Origin of the sequence: Acinetobacter sp. 1424608 (assembly GCF_000588255.1) — a bacterium.
GTDB classification, from domain to species: domain Bacteria; phylum Pseudomonadota; class Gammaproteobacteria; order Pseudomonadales; family Moraxellaceae; genus Acinetobacter; species Acinetobacter nosocomialis.
This window is the reverse complement of sequence record NZ_JFXL01000028.1, coordinates 1-17,761: the sequence shown is the minus strand read 5'-3', so window position 1 is coordinate 17,761 and position 17,761 is coordinate 1. Positions and strand designations below refer to the sequence as shown.

Genomic DNA, 17,761 nt, shown 5'->3' with positions numbered 1-17,761 from the left:
TTATAGCAGTTTAAGTTATTCTCTATCTGCCTCTGCAATCACTTGGCTTGCTTTTTTTAGGCTATAAAGCAGCTGCCCTAAAAGTACATCTCTATTACTTAGGGTAACCATAACCATCGGATGATGGAGAGCAGGAATAGCTGTTAAAATGGCTTTGCCATTGTCTGCATCTAATGTGATGTTATTACAGCCAGTCAGTTGAATCTCTTTTAAAAATGCACTGACCATGGCCAAAATCGAGCTACTCACCGCTGCTAATTTGGTGGTATTAGGGTAGTTCTTGTGGCTCACTGTTGCCAATTCAAACCCATCTGAAGAACAAATCATGACAAAGTCTACACCACGTGTATTCATAAGAATTTTTTGGGCTTCACTTTTTGCAAGTTGTAGCAATTGTGTTGGAGCGGTTCGTTTTTGAACTGGAATACTAAGCATGATCTTTCCCTTGAGATGTTGCGCCTACCTTAACTTCAAGTGATGCAATTAATGATTCAACCATCATTAAAATTTGCTCTTGTTCTCTTGCATCAATAAAAAATAATGGATATTGAAGTTCGTTTTCTGCTAACCAGTTGCGATACTTTTGGAGTGAAGATTCTTTATTTTCATCAATATGCGTAATACCAATCGCAATATTATCATTATAATTTTTAAAGGTTTCCAAGTAACTTTTTAGTTCAGCAATTGGAGTAGAGCTATTGTGATCTAACAGAAGAATAATACCAATCGCACCTTTACAAATAACTGACCAGATAAAATCAAAACGGCTTTGTCCAGGGGTTCCATATAGCCCAATTTTAATACCATCATCTAAAGTAATTTCGCCGTAATCAATCCCTACAGTTGTTTGTGATTTTTGGTGACTTTGTACATCAGTATTAAATGCTTCTGTTTCTAAAATTGGAATTTCAGATAGCGATTTGATCGCTTCTGTTTTACCCGCCCCCATACTGCCTGCGAAGACAATTTTATATTGTTGAATAATCATAGTGTTCCTTAAAAGCCAAAACGGCGTCGAATTTTCCCTATAAAATTTTTTAAAAAATGACTTTCTGTATTTGAGTTTTCTGAATGAGTCTGTGGCGTGTAAAAACACTTATTCGCGGAAACATATTGCCCATTATTTGCCATTAAACATGCTGTAATAAAACGTAGAACAACATCGATAGGTTGGTTGAGTTGTTTAGCTACTTCAGTGACTTTTGCTCCCTGAATAAAACAGGCAGAGAGCTGTAGGCTTACTTTTCTATATTCTTTTTGATAGGGTTGTGGCCAATGATTAATTTTAAAGTAACCATCAGCTGACGCTAAATTCTCAAATTCTTTTGAACACCAAATTAAATTCCACAACCAATCCTGTAAGTAATAATCCTTTTTACGAGAAACCTTAGTAAAGTCTGATGTTTTTGCAAAGGTAAAGTTAAAACTCATATTGGTCTGTGTTTTTTGACGAGAAGGTTCTAACCAAGCAATTTGAGTTCTATTATCAATAATTGCCAAGGTACCCTTGTCATCAAATAAATGTAATTTAATATTTTCAGAGCTATGCAAATTTTTTATAAATTGCTCATCTATGATAGATATTTCATTTAATAAAGTTGAGTTGGAACGAACATCAGTATGTTTTAAAAGAGATAATACATTTGCTTGTAACCATGAACGGAGATGTTCTGTTTTTTCTAAAGGGTAGTGTAAGGTATGTTCGTGTATAGTGTCTCCATTTTCTAAAGGTGTTTTTGTAATTTTTAAATAAGGAAATTTTTTCTTATTAAGAATATTTTGAATATTGTCTGCATCAAAAAAGTTTTCATTAATAATTAATAAATCAATCTGATTACTAGAAATGTTAACCCAGTTAATTCCATATTGATTAGATATCAAATCACGGATTAAGATTTTTAATTCGTCTGAAACTTTTAAGCTTAAACCAGAAACTGCAATATTTATGCAATGGCTATCCATAGTATCATTTTAAATTTTTATTAAGTAATATTGTAATGTTATATGTGCTCTTTATATTAAGTATAAAGAGCACAGCTTAAATTAATTAACTAAAATCGAGCTCTTTTTCAAAGGACTTTAACTCATGACGAGCCATGGCTAAATTCGACTTGGCGCGATCAAGTACTAAATAAAGGAATAAATTATTATTACTTTCTAAAGGACGAATTAAGTGATAAGCCTTCCCTAATGTAATTAAAATATCTTCAATATTGTCATTTAATTTTAATGCGTTAGCTACATTTCGTTTTGCGCGAATGACTTCTGTGTTTCCAGCAGCTGCCAGCTCTAAATCAATATCCCCACCGCCTTGTGTAGCAAGTGATAAACCACTTTCTGAATCAACAAGTGCAGATGCAATAAAACCATCAATTTCAGTTAAGCTATCTAAAGAAAGTTTAGCCATTTTTTTATCTCTCAGGATTATAAAGTTATAATTACTACTTTTTCCTTAAAAGTAGTTAAAAATCATTATATTTTTACTCAAGTTGAAGTCAATAAATCAAATAAATTTCAAAATTGTTGTTTTAGTAAATAAGTGACCAAAAATGTCATCTTATAAAAAATATTATAAGATTGTTTTTACATTAAATATTTAATACTGTGCTCATGTTTGCATTATATAATTTCTATTATTAATTTTAATAATTGTAATAGAATGTTAAAGGAATATTTATTGATAAATTATGTTTATTTAAATAGAAAAAGAGGAACTATAAGTTCCTCTTTTAAATAATTATAATAAAATTAAATAAGATGTGTATAAATACAATATAGGTAACCTAAAATAGCTAAAGCAACAAGAGGTGCGATAACTTTTGACCATGCCGGAATAAAAATTTCGATAGGTTGCTCTTCGATGTGTAATTCTTCATGATGCGGTTGGGCTTGGTGAACCATTTGGTTGAACTCCTTCATTGTTGCATCCAATGATAGCTCTTCTTGTTCAACAGGTTTAGAACCAATCAGCTCTGTTAGGTGGTTTGTTGACCAAACCCAATCCTCAGCCTGTCCTGATAAATGTTCAACTTGCCCTAAAATGAGCTCTTTTAAACCGTTCTGTCCGAAACCTCCAGTTTCATCAAGTTGATTAAGCTCAGTTAGCTGTAAGGTCAAAATTTCTGAAATACTTTGCTCAAGTTCGGCATTTTTTAAAATCGACTGATTGTGCTTAGAAGTTGTTAAATGACGCGCTATTTCTTGAATATATAATGGATCGGCTGTTTTGATTTCATTATAAATTTTATTGTCGTCTTGACGCCATAAGCTAATTAACTTTCCAAGAGTGAGCACATTCACTTCATCAATCAGCTTATTTTTCTCATTGGCTGGATATTGATTTAAAAGCTGAGGCTTTTGAATTTTTATTTGCTCAGCAAAGTATTGGACTAAATCAAATGCCATACTTTATTCCTCTAAAATTAATCTAAAATTCTTAATGTTGGCTTTTTCTTGGTTGGTTCAGTTGTTTCTTGTGCTTCAGAGTCTAGCGTATTTTCTATAGGCGCTACATTGGCATATTCTTCTGGATCAAAGAATAAACCTTGTCCATTTTCGCGTGCATATATACCCAAAACAGCTTGGATAGGGACATAAATATCTTTAGAAACACCGCCAAAACGTGCTGAAAAGGTTACGGCATCATTGCTAATAAGCAGTTGATGTACAGCATGGGGCACAATATTTAAAACAATTTGGCCATCTTTCACAAATTGTTGTGGTACATCCGTATGTGGTTGTGTTGCATCAACGAGTAAATAAGGGGTGAGTTGATTGTCGCAAATCCATTCATAGATTGCGCGAGCAAGATAAGGACGTGTAGGGGTTAATTCAATAGTTTGCTCAGACATATCACACTATTCCATATTTAATTGTTCATTGTAACGGGTTTTCTCTTGGGGCGTCATTGATTTAACAAAAGAAGGGCGACTAAAGATACGTTTACAGTACAAAAATATAGGCCGACACTGCTGCTTTGGTAAATCAATTCCCATGCTATTAAGCCGCACAAAAATTGGGGCGAGCATACAATCCAAAATTGAAAAATTTTCGGACATAAAATAAGGGAAATGCTGAAATAGGGGAGTAAGAGAAATTAAGGTATCACGTAATTCTTTTTGCGCTTTTTGCTTTTGTTCTACATTTAAAGTATCTGCATGTTTGAGCATATGATCGGCCAATTTAAACCAATCATTTTCAAGGCGCCAAATGTATTGCCGTTGTTCTGCACGTGCCATAGGAGCATCAGCGTAAAGCTTGCTCTGACGATATCGGTCATCGAGATATTCAGCAATAATTGGAGCGGAAAATAATTTGAGGTTTTGCTCAAGTAGCATTGGTAATTGGTTATAAGGGTTTAGACTCGCTAAATCCTCATCTTCATGATCAGTTACGATCAATTGATATTTAATTTGCTTTTCTGCCAATAAAAAACGGATCCAGTGAGAACGGAAATCATCAGCATGGCTGTAAAGGGTAATTCCCTGAATTGAAGTGTTTTCGACCGACATATCACAAGGTATGGTTGTGTGAATCGGTTAGAATACTAAAAATATGAGTGGAAATCACGGTGCCATAGATAGAGTTTCATATATTTATCTGTTTCGCTCATGCTTAAAATGAATAAGCAATAAAAAAGCCTTGGGATAACCAAGGCTTTTTGTCCGATTCGGTAAACGAATTAACGTTTAGAGAATTGAGGACGTTTACGAGCTTTACGTAAACCAAGTTTCTTACGTTCAACTTCACGAGCATCACGAGTAACGAAACCAGCTTGACGTAGAACAGGTTTTAAAGTTTCGTCAGCAGCGATAAGCGCACGAGTAATACCGTGACGGATCGCGCCAGCTTGACCACCGATACCACCACCTTTAACAGTGATGTAAAGGTCAAACTTTTCAGTAACTTCTAAAAGTTCTAAAGGTTGACGAACAACCATACGAGCAGTTTCACGACCGAAATATTGCTCTAAAGTACGGTTGTTGATAACGAGTTTACCTGTACCAGCTGACAAGAAAACACGTGCAGTTGCGGTCTTACGGCGACCTGTACCATAATTAGTAGCCATGTGCTGTATCCCTTAGATGTCCAAAACTTGTGGCTGTTGAGCAGCATGAGGATGCTCAGTACCAGCGTACACTTTCATTTTTTTGATCATTGCATAACCAAGAGGACCTTTTGGTAACATGCCTTTAACCGCTTTTTCAAGAACAGCTTCAGGTTTGTGAGCAATTAACTTCTCGAAGTTAGTCTCACGGATACCACCAGGGAAACCAGTATGGCGATAATATTTCTTATCAAGTGATTTGTTACCAGTCACTTGAATTTGTTCAGCATTAATCACAACGATGTAATCGCCAGTGTCAACGTGAGGAGTATAAGAAGTTTTATGCTTACCGCGTAAACGACGAGCGATTTCAGTCGCAAGGCGACCTAAAGTTTTGCCAGAAGCATCAACAACATACCAGTCATGTTGAACTTCAGCTGGCTTAGCGCTGAGAGTTTTCATTAAACCACTACCTATTATAGTTGGTTTGGACTATGGAATCTGTCCAAACAAAAGGAGCGAGCATTCTAAACGAGTTTGTTCAAAGTCACAAGAAAAATCCAGTTTAAGTTAGATAATTTAATACATAAACTGATGAATGGCAGATATGTTAAAATGAAACAAATTCTTGTTATATGTCTGGGGTGATTGTGCTGCCTTTATATATCACTTCCGGTGAGCCTGCTGGTATTGGTCCAGATATTTGCTTAAGTCTGGCGGAACGCATTGATGAGCGTCCGATTGTTGTTTTGGCTGACCGAAATTTATTGCAACAACGTGCTCAAAAGCTAGGCATGGACATTAAGTTTTTAGAGTATACAGGGCAAGCTGAATCATGTTTGCAAGGCGAACTTTATATAGAGCACGTCGCGTTAAAAACAGAAGTCATCGATGGCCAATTAAACCCAGCTAATGCAGCTTATGTATTAGAACAATTACGTCGCTCAGCTGATTATGCAATGTCAGGTAAAAGTGTAGGTGTGGCTACTGCGCCAGTACAAAAATCGGTCATTAATGATGCAGGTATTTTATTTAGTGGTCACACTGAATATTATCAAGAGTTCGCTGGTGTAGAGCGTGTTGTCATGATGCTCGCAACAAAAAACTTGCGGGTAGCTTTAGCGACTACACATTTGCCTTTAAGAGAGGTAGCCGATGCAATTACCAAACAACGCTTACATCAAGTGATAGACATTTTACTTCATGACTTAAAAACCAAGTTTAAAATTAATGATCCAAGAGTATTAGTGTGTGGATTAAACCCTCATGCAGGTGAAGATGGTTACTTGGGACATGAAGAGATTGATACGATTAATCCGGTTCTTGAAACTTACCGCTCTCAAGGCATTAAAATCAGTTTAAGTATGCCAGCAGATACTTTATTCACTCCTGATCACCTTAAAAATACCGATGCTGTTCTTGCCATGTACCATGATCAAGGTTTACCTGTGCTAAAATCACAAAGTTTTGGTGAAGCAATTAATATCACATTGGGCTTACCGTTTATTCGAACTTCAGTCGATCATGGTACTGCTCTGTCTTTAGCTGGGACAGGTTTGGCAAAAAGCTCAAGTTTAAATGTCGCTGTCGATTTAGCTTTATCGTTGGCAGCGAGTTAAATTTTTCATGTTGGAAATGTTCTATGTATCAAATTAATGCCCTAAACCCGAAAGATGAAGGGCATAAAGCTCGTAAACGTTTTGGTCAAAACTTCTTACATGATCAGCGAGTCATTGCCAAAATTGTACGCTCTGTTAATCCGCGTCCAGGCGACAATATTGTTGAAATTGGTCCAGGTTTGGCTGCTTTAACCTCTCCTTTAATTGGAGAGTGTGAGGCTTTAACTGTAGTCGAGCTAGACCGTGACTTAGCAGCAGGCTTACCAGAACGTGTACCACATCCAGAACGTTTAACTATCGTAGAAGCTGATGCATTAAAATATGATTTTAGCCAACTTGTAAAAGATGGCCGCCCATTACGCGTTGTTGGTAATTTGCCTTATAACATTTCTACACCATTACTTTTTCATCTCTTGGAATTTGGTAGTCAAGTTAAAGACATGCATTTCATGTTGCAAAAAGAAGTGGTAGAACGTATTACTGCTGAACCAAATACAAAAGAATATGGTCGTTTATCGGTAATGATTCAATATTATTGCCAGCCTACCTTTTTATTTGAAGTACCTGCCGGCGCATTTAATCCGCCACCAAAAGTGACTAGTGCTGTATTCCGTTTAGTTCCTTACGAACAAAAACCGATTGTTGCGAAAGATGAGAAAGCTTTAGCTCGTTTGGTTGCCCACGTCTTTACTCAACGCCGTAAAACGCTAAGAAACAGTCTTAAAGGTATGTTAGCTGAAGATGGCTTCGAAAAAGCAGGAGTCGATCCAATGGCTCGTCCAGAAACTTTGACACTTGCTGAGTTCGTAGCTTTGGCAGATCAAATGGTGGCATAAATGACCAAGCGTTATAACTATGTAATTGGAGATGTGCAAGGTTGTTTTGAAGCACTCAAAGCATTACTAAAAGAAATACGTTTTGATCCTGATCAGGATTTTATTTGGTTTGCTGGTGATTTGGTTGCACGTGGGGAGAACTCGGTAGGTGCACTGCGTTTCATTAAGAAACTAGCCGATCGAGGGGCTGCCGCTACAGTATTGGGTAATCATGACTTAACACTCATTGCTTGTGCTCGTGGTCTTAAAGAAATTAAAGAAAAAGATCGTACGCAGGACGTTATTGATGCTGTGGATGGTGATGAACTCATCGACTGGCTGCGTAAACAACCATTATGTTTATTTCCAAATGAACAAACTGTGCTAACGCATGCTGGTATACCTTGTATTTGGAGTGCATCAAAAACGGCTTCGTTAGCGAAAGACGTTGAAGCGGTATTAGCAGATGATGATCTGTCTGTGCTAGATACTTTTTTGGCTGAAATGTATGGTTCGAAACCGGATCTTTGGCACGATGACTTAACTGGTAATGACCGTCTACGCTGCATTACCAATTATTTAACACGTATGCGTTTGACCAATGCAGAAGGTACTTTGGAATTTAGTTTTAAAGATACTTTAGATGCACCAATGCCGGAAGGTTATTTACCTTGGTTTGAATTTCCAAGTAAAGCTGCACAAACACATCAAATATTTTTTGGACATTGGGCTGCTTTAGAAGGCAGAACTATTAGTGATCATATTCAAAATGTTGATGGTGGTTGTGTGTGGGGTAAGAACTTAATTGCTTACCGTCTTGAAGATCAGAAAATATTTTCAGTAGTTAACCCAGTGATGTAATAAAAAAAGCCGCATAAGCGGCTTTTTTATTTTCGAAAATTATTCTAGTCGAATCCAGATTTGATTGCGGCCTAAAGCAGAAACTCCAAGATAACCGCGCATATGTAGACGGTTACCATTTGCACTGAGTTTGGCTTTTAATCCGTAAACTTTACCAGTATTTGGATCTAGAATTTTTCCTCCGGTATAGGTTGTACTATCAACTTGTTTTAAGCCAGTTGCAATATCCAAGCCTACAATATGCTTATTGGTATAAGGCGCTGGACAGTTATCACAAATTTCTTTTGGTGTATAACCCGGACGCGGTGTGATTTTTACAACTTTTCCTGCATACGTACCATTCGCCTCTTTACGTATTTCTACGTGAGCCTTAGGTGTGCCAGTTTTATCGTCAATTGTTTGCCAAAGACCGGTAATATCGGCTGCAAAAGTAGCAGTATTCATTCCCAATAGGAGCAAAGCTCCAACAAAAAATTTCCCCATAATCAAAAAATCCTTTTAGATTTGAAAGTCCATCTTATTTCTAATTAATAACGGGTTCAATGTTTATTTAAACTACTTTTTAATCAATGTATTCCAAAAGATAACATGAAGGTTGGTAGCCAGATTGCAGTAAATACCCCATTTAAGGCCATACCAAATGCAGCATAACGACCCGCAACAGGGCCACGCTGCCAAGCTTGAGCAGTTCCAATTGCATGGGCAGCTAAGCCTAGAGCTAAACCTGATGCTCTTTCATCATGAATATGCTTAAGTAAAAATGGTGAAAATGCTGCACCAATAACGCCAGATAAAATCACGATCAGAGTGACTAAAGTTTCTGGAGCATGTAATAAAGTCGCGATATTTAAAGCAATAGGTGTAGTTACAGCGCGTGTAGCAAAAGCCAAAATAGTAGGCTCAGACATATGCAATAAATAAGCGAGTCCCATTGGTAAAGCAACAGCACTAATACTCGCAAAGCATAAAATGCCAATAACCGATTTAAGAGGTAAGTCGTCATAACGCATCGCAGCTAATGGTATAGCTAAAGCAACTGTGACATATCCTAATAAATGGCTAAATAAATCATTTACGTAAAGACGGTATTCTTCATAAGGAACTTTCAAGATTGACAATAAACCAATCACAATGAACATACCAAAAACTAAAAGAGGCACTTGAGGGAAACGACGGTTTAAAGGTTTTGCACAAAGATAGCCAACTAGCGTAATCAAAAATCCATATAAAATCATAAACATTTTATTCTCCTTATAACCAATGTTTGGCCATTTTTGCATAGACCCACAAGGGTATAAGGGTGCTCACCACTAATACGAAGAGAAACAAAGGAATTTCTTTACCCATATGTACCAGCATAATTAATGAACCTGCACAAATGGGTAAAAAAGCAAAACCACTTTCTTTCATAATTTTATTATTGGTGTCGACAAGTCTTAAGGGGATTTTCTTAAACTTGCGCCAAATGAGTAAGATGATGAGTAAACTAATTAAACCAACTAAGTTACCTAATTCTGGATGACCAAAAGCACGCATAACGACGACTGAGCCTTCACGGAAACCGATAATAAGTAGAAAAGTTCCTACCCATGCTGCCCAATCTATACTTTTGATCTTATCCATATTTTTTATCTCTAAAAGTGTACTTATCAAGTTTTAACTGATCTAGTGCTTGATTTCAAACTCTTCCAATGGTCTTTTAAACTGACTCGCCCGTTCACCCAATATCTCGTCGATAGGGAGTTTGGCTTGACGAATTAACTGCTCAAGCTTATGAGGTGCAATTCGTATATCAATATGTAAAATTCCTTCATCATCATAATGTTCAGATTCGATCACATTTAAAGCATAAAGCTGGGTACGCAATTTGCCATAAGCAGGTTTAAGTTTTAATGAGAATTGTTGAAGTTGCCCCATTAAACATTCTTGGACTGCTTGACGTAGTAAATCTAGCCCTAAACCTGAATGTGCTGAAACATACACACGATCAGGAACATGAGGCTGTGAATAAATAATTTTAGCCTCTTCACCACTTAAATCGATTTTGTTGTAGACACGAAGGACAGGTGAATCTGCTCCAATTTCTTTTAAAACCCCTTCAACAGCTTCAATCTGATCAAGCATGTCATGACTACTGCTGTCAATGACATGTAAAAGTAGGGTGGCTTCAAGCGTTTCTTCTAAAGTTGCTTTAAAAGATTCAACTAGATCATGTTGTAGGTTTCGCACAAAACCTACAGTATCTGCAAGCACAACAGTACCAATACCATCCCATTCTAAACGACGTAAGGTTGGATCAAGAGTTGCAAACAGTTGGTCGGCTGCATACACATCGCTTTTTGCTAAAATATTAAATAATGTGGATTTACCCGCATTGGTGTAACCTACCAAGGATACGGTTGGGATTGAAGCTTTTTGTCTTGCCGCCCGCCCTTGTATACGAGTTTGATGAACTTTATCTAACTTATCTTTTAATTGTGTAATACGCACACGAATGAGGCGACGGTCTGTTTCGAGTTGGGTTTCACCGGGACCACGTAAGCCAATACCACCTTTTTGTTGTTCAAAGTCAGCAGACCAACCACGAATCAGGCGAGTTGATAAATGTTTAAGCTGAGCAAGCTCGACTTGTAATTTACCCTCATGGGTGCGGGCACGCAGCGCAAAAATATCTAGAATTAAACCAGTACGGTCAATGACTCGGCATTTTAATATTCTTTCTAAATTTCGTTCTTGAGCAGGTGTTAAAGCATGATCAAAAATAACCAGTCCTGCTTCTAAATCACGAACTTGTTCTGCAATTTCATCGACTTTACCGGAACCAATAAAAAACTTAGGATTTGGCTTATTACGTTGCACTTTAATGTGTTCAAGAATATCTGCACCAGCAGACTGTGCAAGTAGAGCAAACTCTTCGGCATCCAGATCATCTAATAATTGTACAGACACACTCACTAATATTGTGCGTTCACCGCCTTGATGCCGATCAACATATTCCACGTGGTTATAAATCCTGAAAAGGCTAAAACTTTATTCTAGTGGAAACTTGAGTAAAAGGGGAAAGGGTTTGCTCTTATCCTTTAGATTATCTACATACATTTTATTTTTTATTTGCTTCTATCGCATAGCGATGCAACTTTATTCCGAAACGTATAGAATGGCTCGAGATGGGTATAACAATGATTGATCGTTAGTGAAATTTTATGGCTCAAACGCAAAGTATAGTGAATTCAACATTAAAGAAATTTTCAAAAATAGGTTTATACGGAAAAAAAGTTACTTCAGCGACAGCGGCAATCAGTGAAGGTTTTTACTTAGTTTATCGTCATGGACTTTATAAAGATCCAAATAACCCTGTTAACACACGATACGTCCAATATTTTTGCCGCCGTTTATGTAAAGTCTTTAACCTCGATGTTCAAGTGCATGGCACCATTCCGAGAGAACCGGCTTTATGGGTAAGTAATCATATATCTTGGCTTGATATTGCTGTTTTAGGTTCAGGTGCACGTGTCTTCTTTTTAGCGAAAGCCGAAATAGAAAATTGGCCTATTCTTGGCAACTTAGCAAAAGGCGGTGGCACTTTATTTATTAAGCGTGGGTCTGGTGACTCTATTAGAATTAGAGAGCAAATTGCTGGGTTCTTAAAACAAAATATTCCAGTTTTATTCTTCCCAGAAGCGACTACTACAGATGGTCATTCTGTTAAAAAAGTTCATGGTCGTTTACTTGGAGCTGCTATTGAAGCAGAGCGTCCGGTACAGGTATGTTTAATCTGTTATGTAAATCGTCATGGCGAATTAGATACCGTTGCACCATTTATTGGGGAGATGTCTTTTGTTGAGCATATTCAGCGTGTTCTAGAAATGCCAAAAGTAACGGCTCATTTATTAACATTGCCTCCTATTTCGGTAGAAGGACATGATGTAAAAAGTTTAACTCAAGAAGTCCAACAAAAAATGGTAGAAGGTTTGGCTCAATTACATCAAAAAGTACTTAAGCCAAAAAGTTAATTACATAAAACCTTCGAGAGGCAGCCATGAAAGAAACTTCATGCCTGCCTTTTGCCACCATTTCATTTCTGGCTCTTTTTTATAAATGACAGGGCCTTTTGAGGTTTCTTGTTGCCAATAAATATTATTATTCGGATCTAGTTTTAATTTATAAGCATACTTATTTAAATTTTCATCCATCGTATGGTGAATTGTTTTAGCCAGTGATGGGCTATCTAAAATTACACCAATTTCAGTATTTAAATAGGCTGAACGTGGGTCAAAATTAAATGATCCAATAAAAACCTGTTCATCTAAAGCCATGAGTTTAGTATGTAAACTTGAGCGACTTAAACCTTTCATGTTTACTTTTGCTTTGGTTGCCAACTCATCCGTATTTTTATTTAAATTACGTTTATCTGGAGTTGGTAAAAACTCATAAAGTTGTACGCCGTTTTTCAAAAGCTCTTTTCGGTAACGACCATAAAATGCATGAACCACAGCAACATCATTGGCTTTAAATGAATTTGTTAAAACACGAACTTCTACCCCTTCTTTGGCGAGGGTACTTAAAATTTTAGCGCCTTGCTTTTCAGGAATAAAATAAGCAGAAATCAAATCAACATTGCTTTCTGGTTTTTCCAAATGATTAATCAATTGGAAATTCAAATGCTCTTCTTTTTTTGCTTTTGACTTAATTTTATCAGGGGAGTCTTTTACAACCTCTGCCTTCACCCAGTCAAACTGAATGTTATGGTCTAACCATTTATCAAAAGCATGCGATCTAGACGTTAAATTGAGAAAGTTTTGAACAGTGGCTTGTTGATAGTGAGCATCTAGTTGTTCTTTCAAACTTTCATATCGTAAACGGTGTTGTTGAGCACTGACAATACTCTGGACTGAGTATGCATATTCATGATTCCAGTAGTCATCAAAAGAATTTACGATATCATCAACAGCAGCACCGACTAACATGACATCGACATCAGAGAATTGATAACTATCACTAACGTTATAATACTGATTTGTCATATTACGCCCACCAATAAGCGCAACCTGATTATCGGCAATAAAACTCTTATTATGCATACGATGATTGATACGCTTTAAGTCTAATAGCATATCCATCGCGCGGTATTTACGAAAACGGTATGGGTTAAATAATTTAACTTCAATATTTTTATGCTGAGAAAGGGCCAGTAAAACACCTTCCATCTTTTTAGCATTATTATCATCAATCAATAAACGCACTTTAACGCCACGATCGGCAGCACGAATAATGGCATGTAAAGCTAAAGCACCGACCTTATCGTTATCCCAAATATAGTACTGTAAGTCTAAAGTCTTCTCGGCTTTATCAATCAACCTTAAACGAGCTGCGAGAGCTTCTAACGGATCATTTAAAATGTGGTAACCCGTTAAATTTGGATTTTGCTCACGTAAAGGTGTAATAATTTTTGCAAGTGAAGTTTGAGATGTATCGATATCACGCGCGTATTGAACTGGTTCAACCCGATGTTTAGGTAGTGTGCTACAACCTGTCAAAGTTACAGCAAAACTTGAACAGACAATTAAAGAAGCTTTGATCAAAAAGCCTTTAGCCTGTTGATGAGTTTGAAGCTGTTTGGAATGAAAGGATTGTGCCATAATCAATACATACGATAAGGTGAGCTAGAGTATAATTCGTGCATATTGAAAGATAAATATTGAATTTGATTACTAGCAATCAATATAAGATAAGTCGAGAATCGTAATGTGGAACCCAAATTCAATCATCTTTTGTTTTTACTTTATTTTTTCAATACTTGCCTTATGGGGAATTGTCGAAGCTTGGGTTCATCAATCGCGTACCGAGACGATTCATCCATTTAAAGCTTTTGTTCACTTACTTGCTTTTTATCTATCTTATCTCCTTATTCCACTTTGGTTCTTTAATTTATATGCAGGTTGGATGGGGTATTACTCAATTCATCAGACTATTTTTATATTTTTATTAAGCGGTATTCTCATTTATGCGCGTTTTATAGAACCGCATATGGTACATGTCGATGTTCATCAGTATCGTTTGAATCCAGACCGCCGTTTTAATAAGCCTGTAAAAGTTGCTTTAATTGCCGATTTACATATAGGTTTATTTTCTGGCCATGAGCGACAACTCAAAATCATTGTGAAAAAACTCAATGAACAAAAGCCAAACCTAGTGGTTGTGGCAGGAGACTGGACTTATGAGCCAGAAGATAAGTTGGTGCAAGAATTGAGTGTACTCAAAGATATTCAGGCCCCTGTGTATTCTGTTCCTGGAAATCACGATGAACAATATCCAGGGCCTCCTATTCAACAACTATTAAAAGATGCGCTTCACTACAATGAGGTTATGGATATTGAAGGGAAAATTGTTGAATTTGATGAATTTCGTTTAATTGGTATTGGTGATCTTTGGGCTGGGAAAACCGATATGCGTTCAATGCCAGACTTACCTCAAGATAAGCCTTGGTTAATTTTGTCCCATAACCCCGATACTGTAGATATGGTTCCCAAATTACCTAATCGCCCCTTAATGTTATCTGGGCATACTCATGGGGGACAGGTCGAACTTCCTTGGGTAACTAACTATATTATGAAAAAAGTATCAATCTTAGGTCATAAACGTGGCTTTTATTCACATGAACATGCTGATGTTTTCGTCACCGTAGGAACGGGTATGGTTGGAATACCATTAAGATTTCGGGTGCCGCCTACTATTGATATTATTGAGCTTGTATAAAATAAAAAAGCCAATCACAAAGGATTGGCTTTTTTATAATTAGAAGCCTAAGGAATAATAACGATTGCAACACGACGGTTAATTGCCCGATTTTCATTGGTTGTATTCGGTACATAGGGTTGAGTTGAACCACGCCCAATAACGTAAATATTTTCCTTTTTAAAACCGTGAGTCAAAAAAAGGTTCGCAACACTTTGCGCGCGTTCTTCAGATAACTTTTGGTTGTATTCAGGATTACCTACATCGTCAGTGTGACCAACAATTTTTAATTTATTCAAATCATATTTATTCAATTGATTTGCTAAACGTGTGAGCTCTGCCTCATGACTTTGTTTTAATGTTGCGTCATTAAAATCAAATAATAAGCGTTCTGGTAAACCTAGAGTCCAACCTTCATTAGTAAGTACAAAACCCTCTTTTTTTAGCATTTTTACTTGACGATATTTCAAAGGACCAAAACTCAAGCAGCCTGCAAGCGCAATGCACAGCAATGCAATAAAGGAGAGTTTCAAAGATCTTGTATTCATAAATTAGCCTAAATTTAATTCTCTGGTTTATAAATAAACCAATGTTGCTCAGAAGTCTTAGCCTTATACATCGCTTGATCTGCTTGCATAATAAAATCTTCTGGACTAGACGCAAATTGGGATAAAGCAATCCCTACACTAAAACTGAAATAAATCGTTTGATCATTTAGATGCAAAGGTTCTTTACAGCTTTCGAGTAAATTTTCAGCAATAGATATTAAATGATCAGCATGCGTAATGGAATGCAAAATAACCGCAAATTCATCTCCGCCTAAACGGGCAATAAAGTCTTGATGACGTAAGCGCGTTTGTAACCTTTTCGCCATCTCTTTCAAAACTTCATCACCAGCTAAGTGTCCGAACTGATCATTAATTGATTTAAAGTTGTTGTTATCTATGAACAATAAAGCCGACTTGTTGTCAAAATCCTTATCTTCAAACATATCTAACAATATTTGATAAAAATAATGTCTATTCGGTAATAAAGTAAGCTGGTCATGATGGGCTTGAAAAGATAATTTACGATTTTCCTTTTGCAGTTGATTATCCCAAATCTGAATTTCTTCAAGTAACTCATTAAATACGGTATTTAGATCTTGAAACTCTTTAATTCGGTTATAAGGAAAACGAAGGTTATAAGCTTTTTGTTCACTTACGATTTGAGCAATATTTGTGAGTGGATAAATCGCTTGCATAATTTGACGATAAGTCAAATTCACTGACCACCATAAAGCACAAACAATAAATAGCATTGCAATCGCAAGACCGACCATAATCATCTTTAAAAATTGCAATATTTTTTCAGAGCTACCAAAAAGTGTGAGTTCACCTACATTCTGCTGGTGATGATAAATTGTTAAATGTACCGGCTCATTTAAAAACCAGTGATCAAACCATCCTTCTAAAACTGAAGTTTGACTCGACAATTTAAAGCTTTGTGCAATTAAATGATGTTCAGAATCATAAATATGAATTGCTCGAATAGAATGATCATTTGTATATTCATTTAAAATCTGTTCTATCGTGATCTTGTCATTAAATACGACAGCTGGCTGAATACGCTCTAGAAGCGTATGGCTGAGTAACTGCAAATTCTGCTTTGCATAAGTTTCCATAGTAAAAACGGAAATAGATACAAAGGTAAAAGAACAAATAAAAAAAGTAATAGCAAAAATCGTAAATTGAGACTTTCTAAAAAGAGCATGTAGAGAAGTGGACTGATACAACTTAGATATCATAGCCCTTACTCCGCATTCTTAGCCAAGAGTAATACCCTTGGATCAATATGGACCTTGGAGTGGCTTAATGCATCTAAGTTAACTTTAAAAGTGGTGTAATTATTTTGGTCATATAAGCAAAAGATACTACCAACTTCACATTCTGGATTATTAATACTTAAAGAAAGCAAAGAACGATATGGATAATTTTGAATTAAATTTTGTTGCTGCTGAGGAGAGGTTGTAGAGAAATAAACAGCTTGGCAATGCGACTTAGGAAAATCTTTAGCATTAACCGTTTGTACACGATAGTTATAAGATAATTGCTGAATATAAGACTGAAAAGTAGAAGTAATTGAAGCATTATCAATTACACAAAGAGTAGGAGTGCTTACATTCTCCCATTTGCTATAACTTAAAATAGATAAAGTCAGCACATAGAAATTATGTTTTGAATTGGCATACGCAGGCCCACTCGTAGCAAACACTACAAGTATGCAGAATAATACTTTCTTAGCGGAGTGCCACATGGTGAGTTAATGCCAAATCAATTGCACGAATAATCTATTCTACATGAAGTTGATTAACTAAAAAAAGTTTAATATCTCATCTAATTTTGACTAAAAAGCCTAAAAAATGATCGGTTGATGCATGGGATGTTAAAAAGGTATTGCAAAGGGATTTGGATGGTCTATAATGCACATCCATCGGCGGTGATGCAGATAGAAACTTGTTGAAAAACAGTTACTTGAGATTAAGTTGGTTACTTTAAGTGATGAATTTGATGTTAAGTTGGTTTGAAAGATAAGTTTTAAAAATATCGAAATTACCTGTTGACTTTTAAGAGATTAAGAGTAATATAGCCGACCTAGCTTGCTGGTGACGAACCAGGAAGAAGATCATTAAGAGAATTGAAGAA

General features: G+C 36.4%; 22 protein-coding genes. 5 read left to right on the top strand and 17 right to left on the bottom strand.

What is annotated here, in order from left to right:
- Positions 1 to 15: 15 nt before the first annotated feature.
- The 9 genes from J678_RS21595 to rplM form a co-directional block, all read right to left on the bottom strand.
- The gene (locus tag J678_RS21595; RefSeq protein WP_031956451.1) at positions 16 to 435 is read right to left on the bottom strand and encodes a roadblock/LC7 domain-containing protein; all 420 of its coding nucleotides are present in this window, start codon (positions 433 to 435) and stop codon (positions 16 to 18) included.
- Positions 428 to 988 carry a GTP-binding protein gene (locus tag J678_RS21590; RefSeq protein ID WP_031956450.1) on the bottom strand — a complete coding sequence of 187 codons (561 nt, stop codon included), beginning with the start codon at positions 986 to 988 and terminating at the stop codon, positions 428 to 430. The genes J678_RS21595 and J678_RS21590 overlap by 8 nt, the downstream gene beginning before the upstream one ends.
- An 8-nt stretch (positions 989 to 996) precedes the next feature.
- Positions 997 to 1,962, bottom strand: coding sequence for a hypothetical protein (locus J678_RS21585; RefSeq protein ID WP_031956448.1), 966 nt, complete (start codon positions 1,960 to 1,962; stop codon positions 997 to 999).
- Positions 1,963 to 2,047: 85 nt separating this feature from the next.
- On the bottom strand, positions 2,048 to 2,407 hold the full coding sequence (locus J678_RS21580) for a hypothetical protein (protein ID WP_001096608.1): 360 nt from the start codon (positions 2,405 to 2,407) through the stop codon (positions 2,048 to 2,050).
- Positions 2,408 to 2,748: 341 nt separating this feature from the next.
- The gene (locus J678_RS21575) at positions 2,749 to 3,405 is read right to left on the bottom strand and encodes a hypothetical protein (protein WP_017393423.1); all 657 of its coding nucleotides are present in this window, start codon (positions 3,403 to 3,405) and stop codon (positions 2,749 to 2,751) included.
- A gap of 17 nt (positions 3,406 to 3,422) precedes the next feature.
- The gene (locus J678_RS21570; protein WP_031956447.1) at positions 3,423 to 3,851 is read right to left on the bottom strand and encodes a ClpXP protease specificity-enhancing factor; all 429 of its coding nucleotides are present in this window, start codon (positions 3,849 to 3,851) and stop codon (positions 3,423 to 3,425) included.
- Between the two features lie 6 nt (positions 3,852 to 3,857).
- Complete coding sequence (locus J678_RS21565; RefSeq protein ID WP_002048702.1) at positions 3,858 to 4,511, bottom strand: glutathione S-transferase N-terminal domain-containing protein; 654 nt, start codon at positions 4,509 to 4,511, stop codon at positions 3,858 to 3,860.
- Between the two features lie 170 nt (positions 4,512 to 4,681).
- Positions 4,682 to 5,068 (bottom strand): 30S ribosomal protein S9, encoded by a 387-nt coding sequence (rpsI, locus tag J678_RS21560; RefSeq protein ID WP_002048725.1) that lies wholly within the window; start codon positions 5,066 to 5,068, stop codon positions 4,682 to 4,684.
- A gap of 12 nt (positions 5,069 to 5,080) precedes the next feature.
- Positions 5,081 to 5,509: a 50S ribosomal protein L13 gene (gene rplM / locus J678_RS21555; RefSeq protein WP_002048731.1), complete on the bottom strand. Its 429-nt coding sequence runs from the start codon at positions 5,507 to 5,509 to the stop codon at positions 5,081 to 5,083.
- A 173-nt stretch (positions 5,510 to 5,682) separates the two neighbouring features.
- Between rplM and pdxA the strand changes: the two genes are divergently transcribed.
- From pdxA to J678_RS21540, 3 genes are read left to right on the top strand one after another with little or no spacing between them, the layout of a single operon-like run.
- Positions 5,683 to 6,666 carry a 4-hydroxythreonine-4-phosphate dehydrogenase PdxA gene (pdxA, locus tag J678_RS21550; RefSeq protein WP_031956445.1) on the top strand — a complete coding sequence of 328 codons (984 nt, stop codon included), beginning with the start codon at positions 5,683 to 5,685 and terminating at the stop codon, positions 6,664 to 6,666.
- 23 nt (positions 6,667 to 6,689) lie between these two features.
- On the top strand, positions 6,690 to 7,502 hold the full coding sequence (gene rsmA, locus J678_RS21545; RefSeq protein ID WP_002048699.1) for a 16S rRNA (adenine(1518)-N(6)/adenine(1519)-N(6))-dimethyltransferase RsmA: 813 nt from the start codon (positions 6,690 to 6,692) through the stop codon (positions 7,500 to 7,502).
- Positions 7,503 to 8,342, top strand: coding sequence for a symmetrical bis(5'-nucleosyl)-tetraphosphatase (locus J678_RS21540; RefSeq protein WP_031956444.1), 840 nt, complete (start codon positions 7,503 to 7,505; stop codon positions 8,340 to 8,342).
- A gap of 39 nt (positions 8,343 to 8,381) precedes the next feature.
- On the opposite strand, the gene J678_RS21535 is transcribed toward J678_RS21540, so the two are convergent.
- From J678_RS21535 to hflX, 4 genes are all read right to left on the bottom strand, one after another.
- Positions 8,382 to 8,825 (bottom strand): DUF2147 domain-containing protein, encoded by a 444-nt coding sequence (locus J678_RS21535; protein WP_002048729.1) that lies wholly within the window; start codon positions 8,823 to 8,825, stop codon positions 8,382 to 8,384.
- Between the two features lie 83 nt (positions 8,826 to 8,908).
- Entirely contained in the window at positions 8,909 to 9,583 is a 675-nt protein-coding gene (locus tag J678_RS21530; RefSeq protein ID WP_000480818.1) for an LrgB family protein, read from the bottom strand.
- 10 nt (positions 9,584 to 9,593) lie between these two features.
- Positions 9,594 to 9,965, bottom strand: coding sequence for a hypothetical protein (locus J678_RS21525; RefSeq protein WP_002048719.1), 372 nt, complete (start codon positions 9,963 to 9,965; stop codon positions 9,594 to 9,596).
- Between the two features lie 42 nt (positions 9,966 to 10,007).
- Entirely contained in the window at positions 10,008 to 11,342 is a 1,335-nt protein-coding gene (gene hflX / locus J678_RS21520) for a ribosome rescue GTPase HflX (protein ID WP_002048698.1), read from the bottom strand.
- Positions 11,343 to 11,545: 203 nt separating this feature from the next.
- On the opposite strand from hflX, the gene J678_RS21515 reads away from it, so the two are divergent.
- On the top strand, positions 11,546 to 12,355 hold the full coding sequence (locus J678_RS21515) for a lysophospholipid acyltransferase family protein (protein WP_002048714.1): 810 nt from the start codon (positions 11,546 to 11,548) through the stop codon (positions 12,353 to 12,355).
- Here the strand turns inward: J678_RS21515 and J678_RS21510 are convergent, their stop codons facing one another.
- Entirely contained in the window at positions 12,356 to 13,981 is a 1,626-nt protein-coding gene (locus tag J678_RS21510) for a phospholipase D family protein (RefSeq protein WP_016805434.1), read from the bottom strand.
- Between the two features lie 106 nt (positions 13,982 to 14,087).
- Between J678_RS21510 and J678_RS21505 the strand changes: the two genes are divergently transcribed.
- Positions 14,088 to 15,098 (top strand): metallophosphoesterase, encoded by a 1,011-nt coding sequence (locus tag J678_RS21505; protein ID WP_031956442.1) that lies wholly within the window; start codon positions 14,088 to 14,090, stop codon positions 15,096 to 15,098.
- A 47-nt stretch (positions 15,099 to 15,145) separates the two neighbouring features.
- Here the strand turns inward: J678_RS21505 and J678_RS21500 are convergent, their stop codons facing one another.
- From J678_RS21500 to J678_RS21490, 3 genes are read right to left on the bottom strand one after another with little or no spacing between them, the layout of a single operon-like run.
- Positions 15,146 to 15,625: an OmpA family protein gene (locus J678_RS21500; protein ID WP_001097560.1), complete on the bottom strand. Its 480-nt coding sequence runs from the start codon at positions 15,623 to 15,625 to the stop codon at positions 15,146 to 15,148.
- Positions 15,626 to 15,639: 14 nt separating this feature from the next.
- On the bottom strand, positions 15,640 to 16,863 hold the full coding sequence (locus J678_RS21495) for a diguanylate cyclase domain-containing protein (RefSeq protein ID WP_004711907.1): 1,224 nt from the start codon (positions 16,861 to 16,863) through the stop codon (positions 15,640 to 15,642).
- 5 nt (positions 16,864 to 16,868) lie between these two features.
- Entirely contained in the window at positions 16,869 to 17,372 is a 504-nt protein-coding gene (locus J678_RS21490; protein ID WP_004711910.1) for a YfiR family protein, read from the bottom strand.
- Positions 17,373 to 17,761 lie beyond the last annotated feature (389 nt).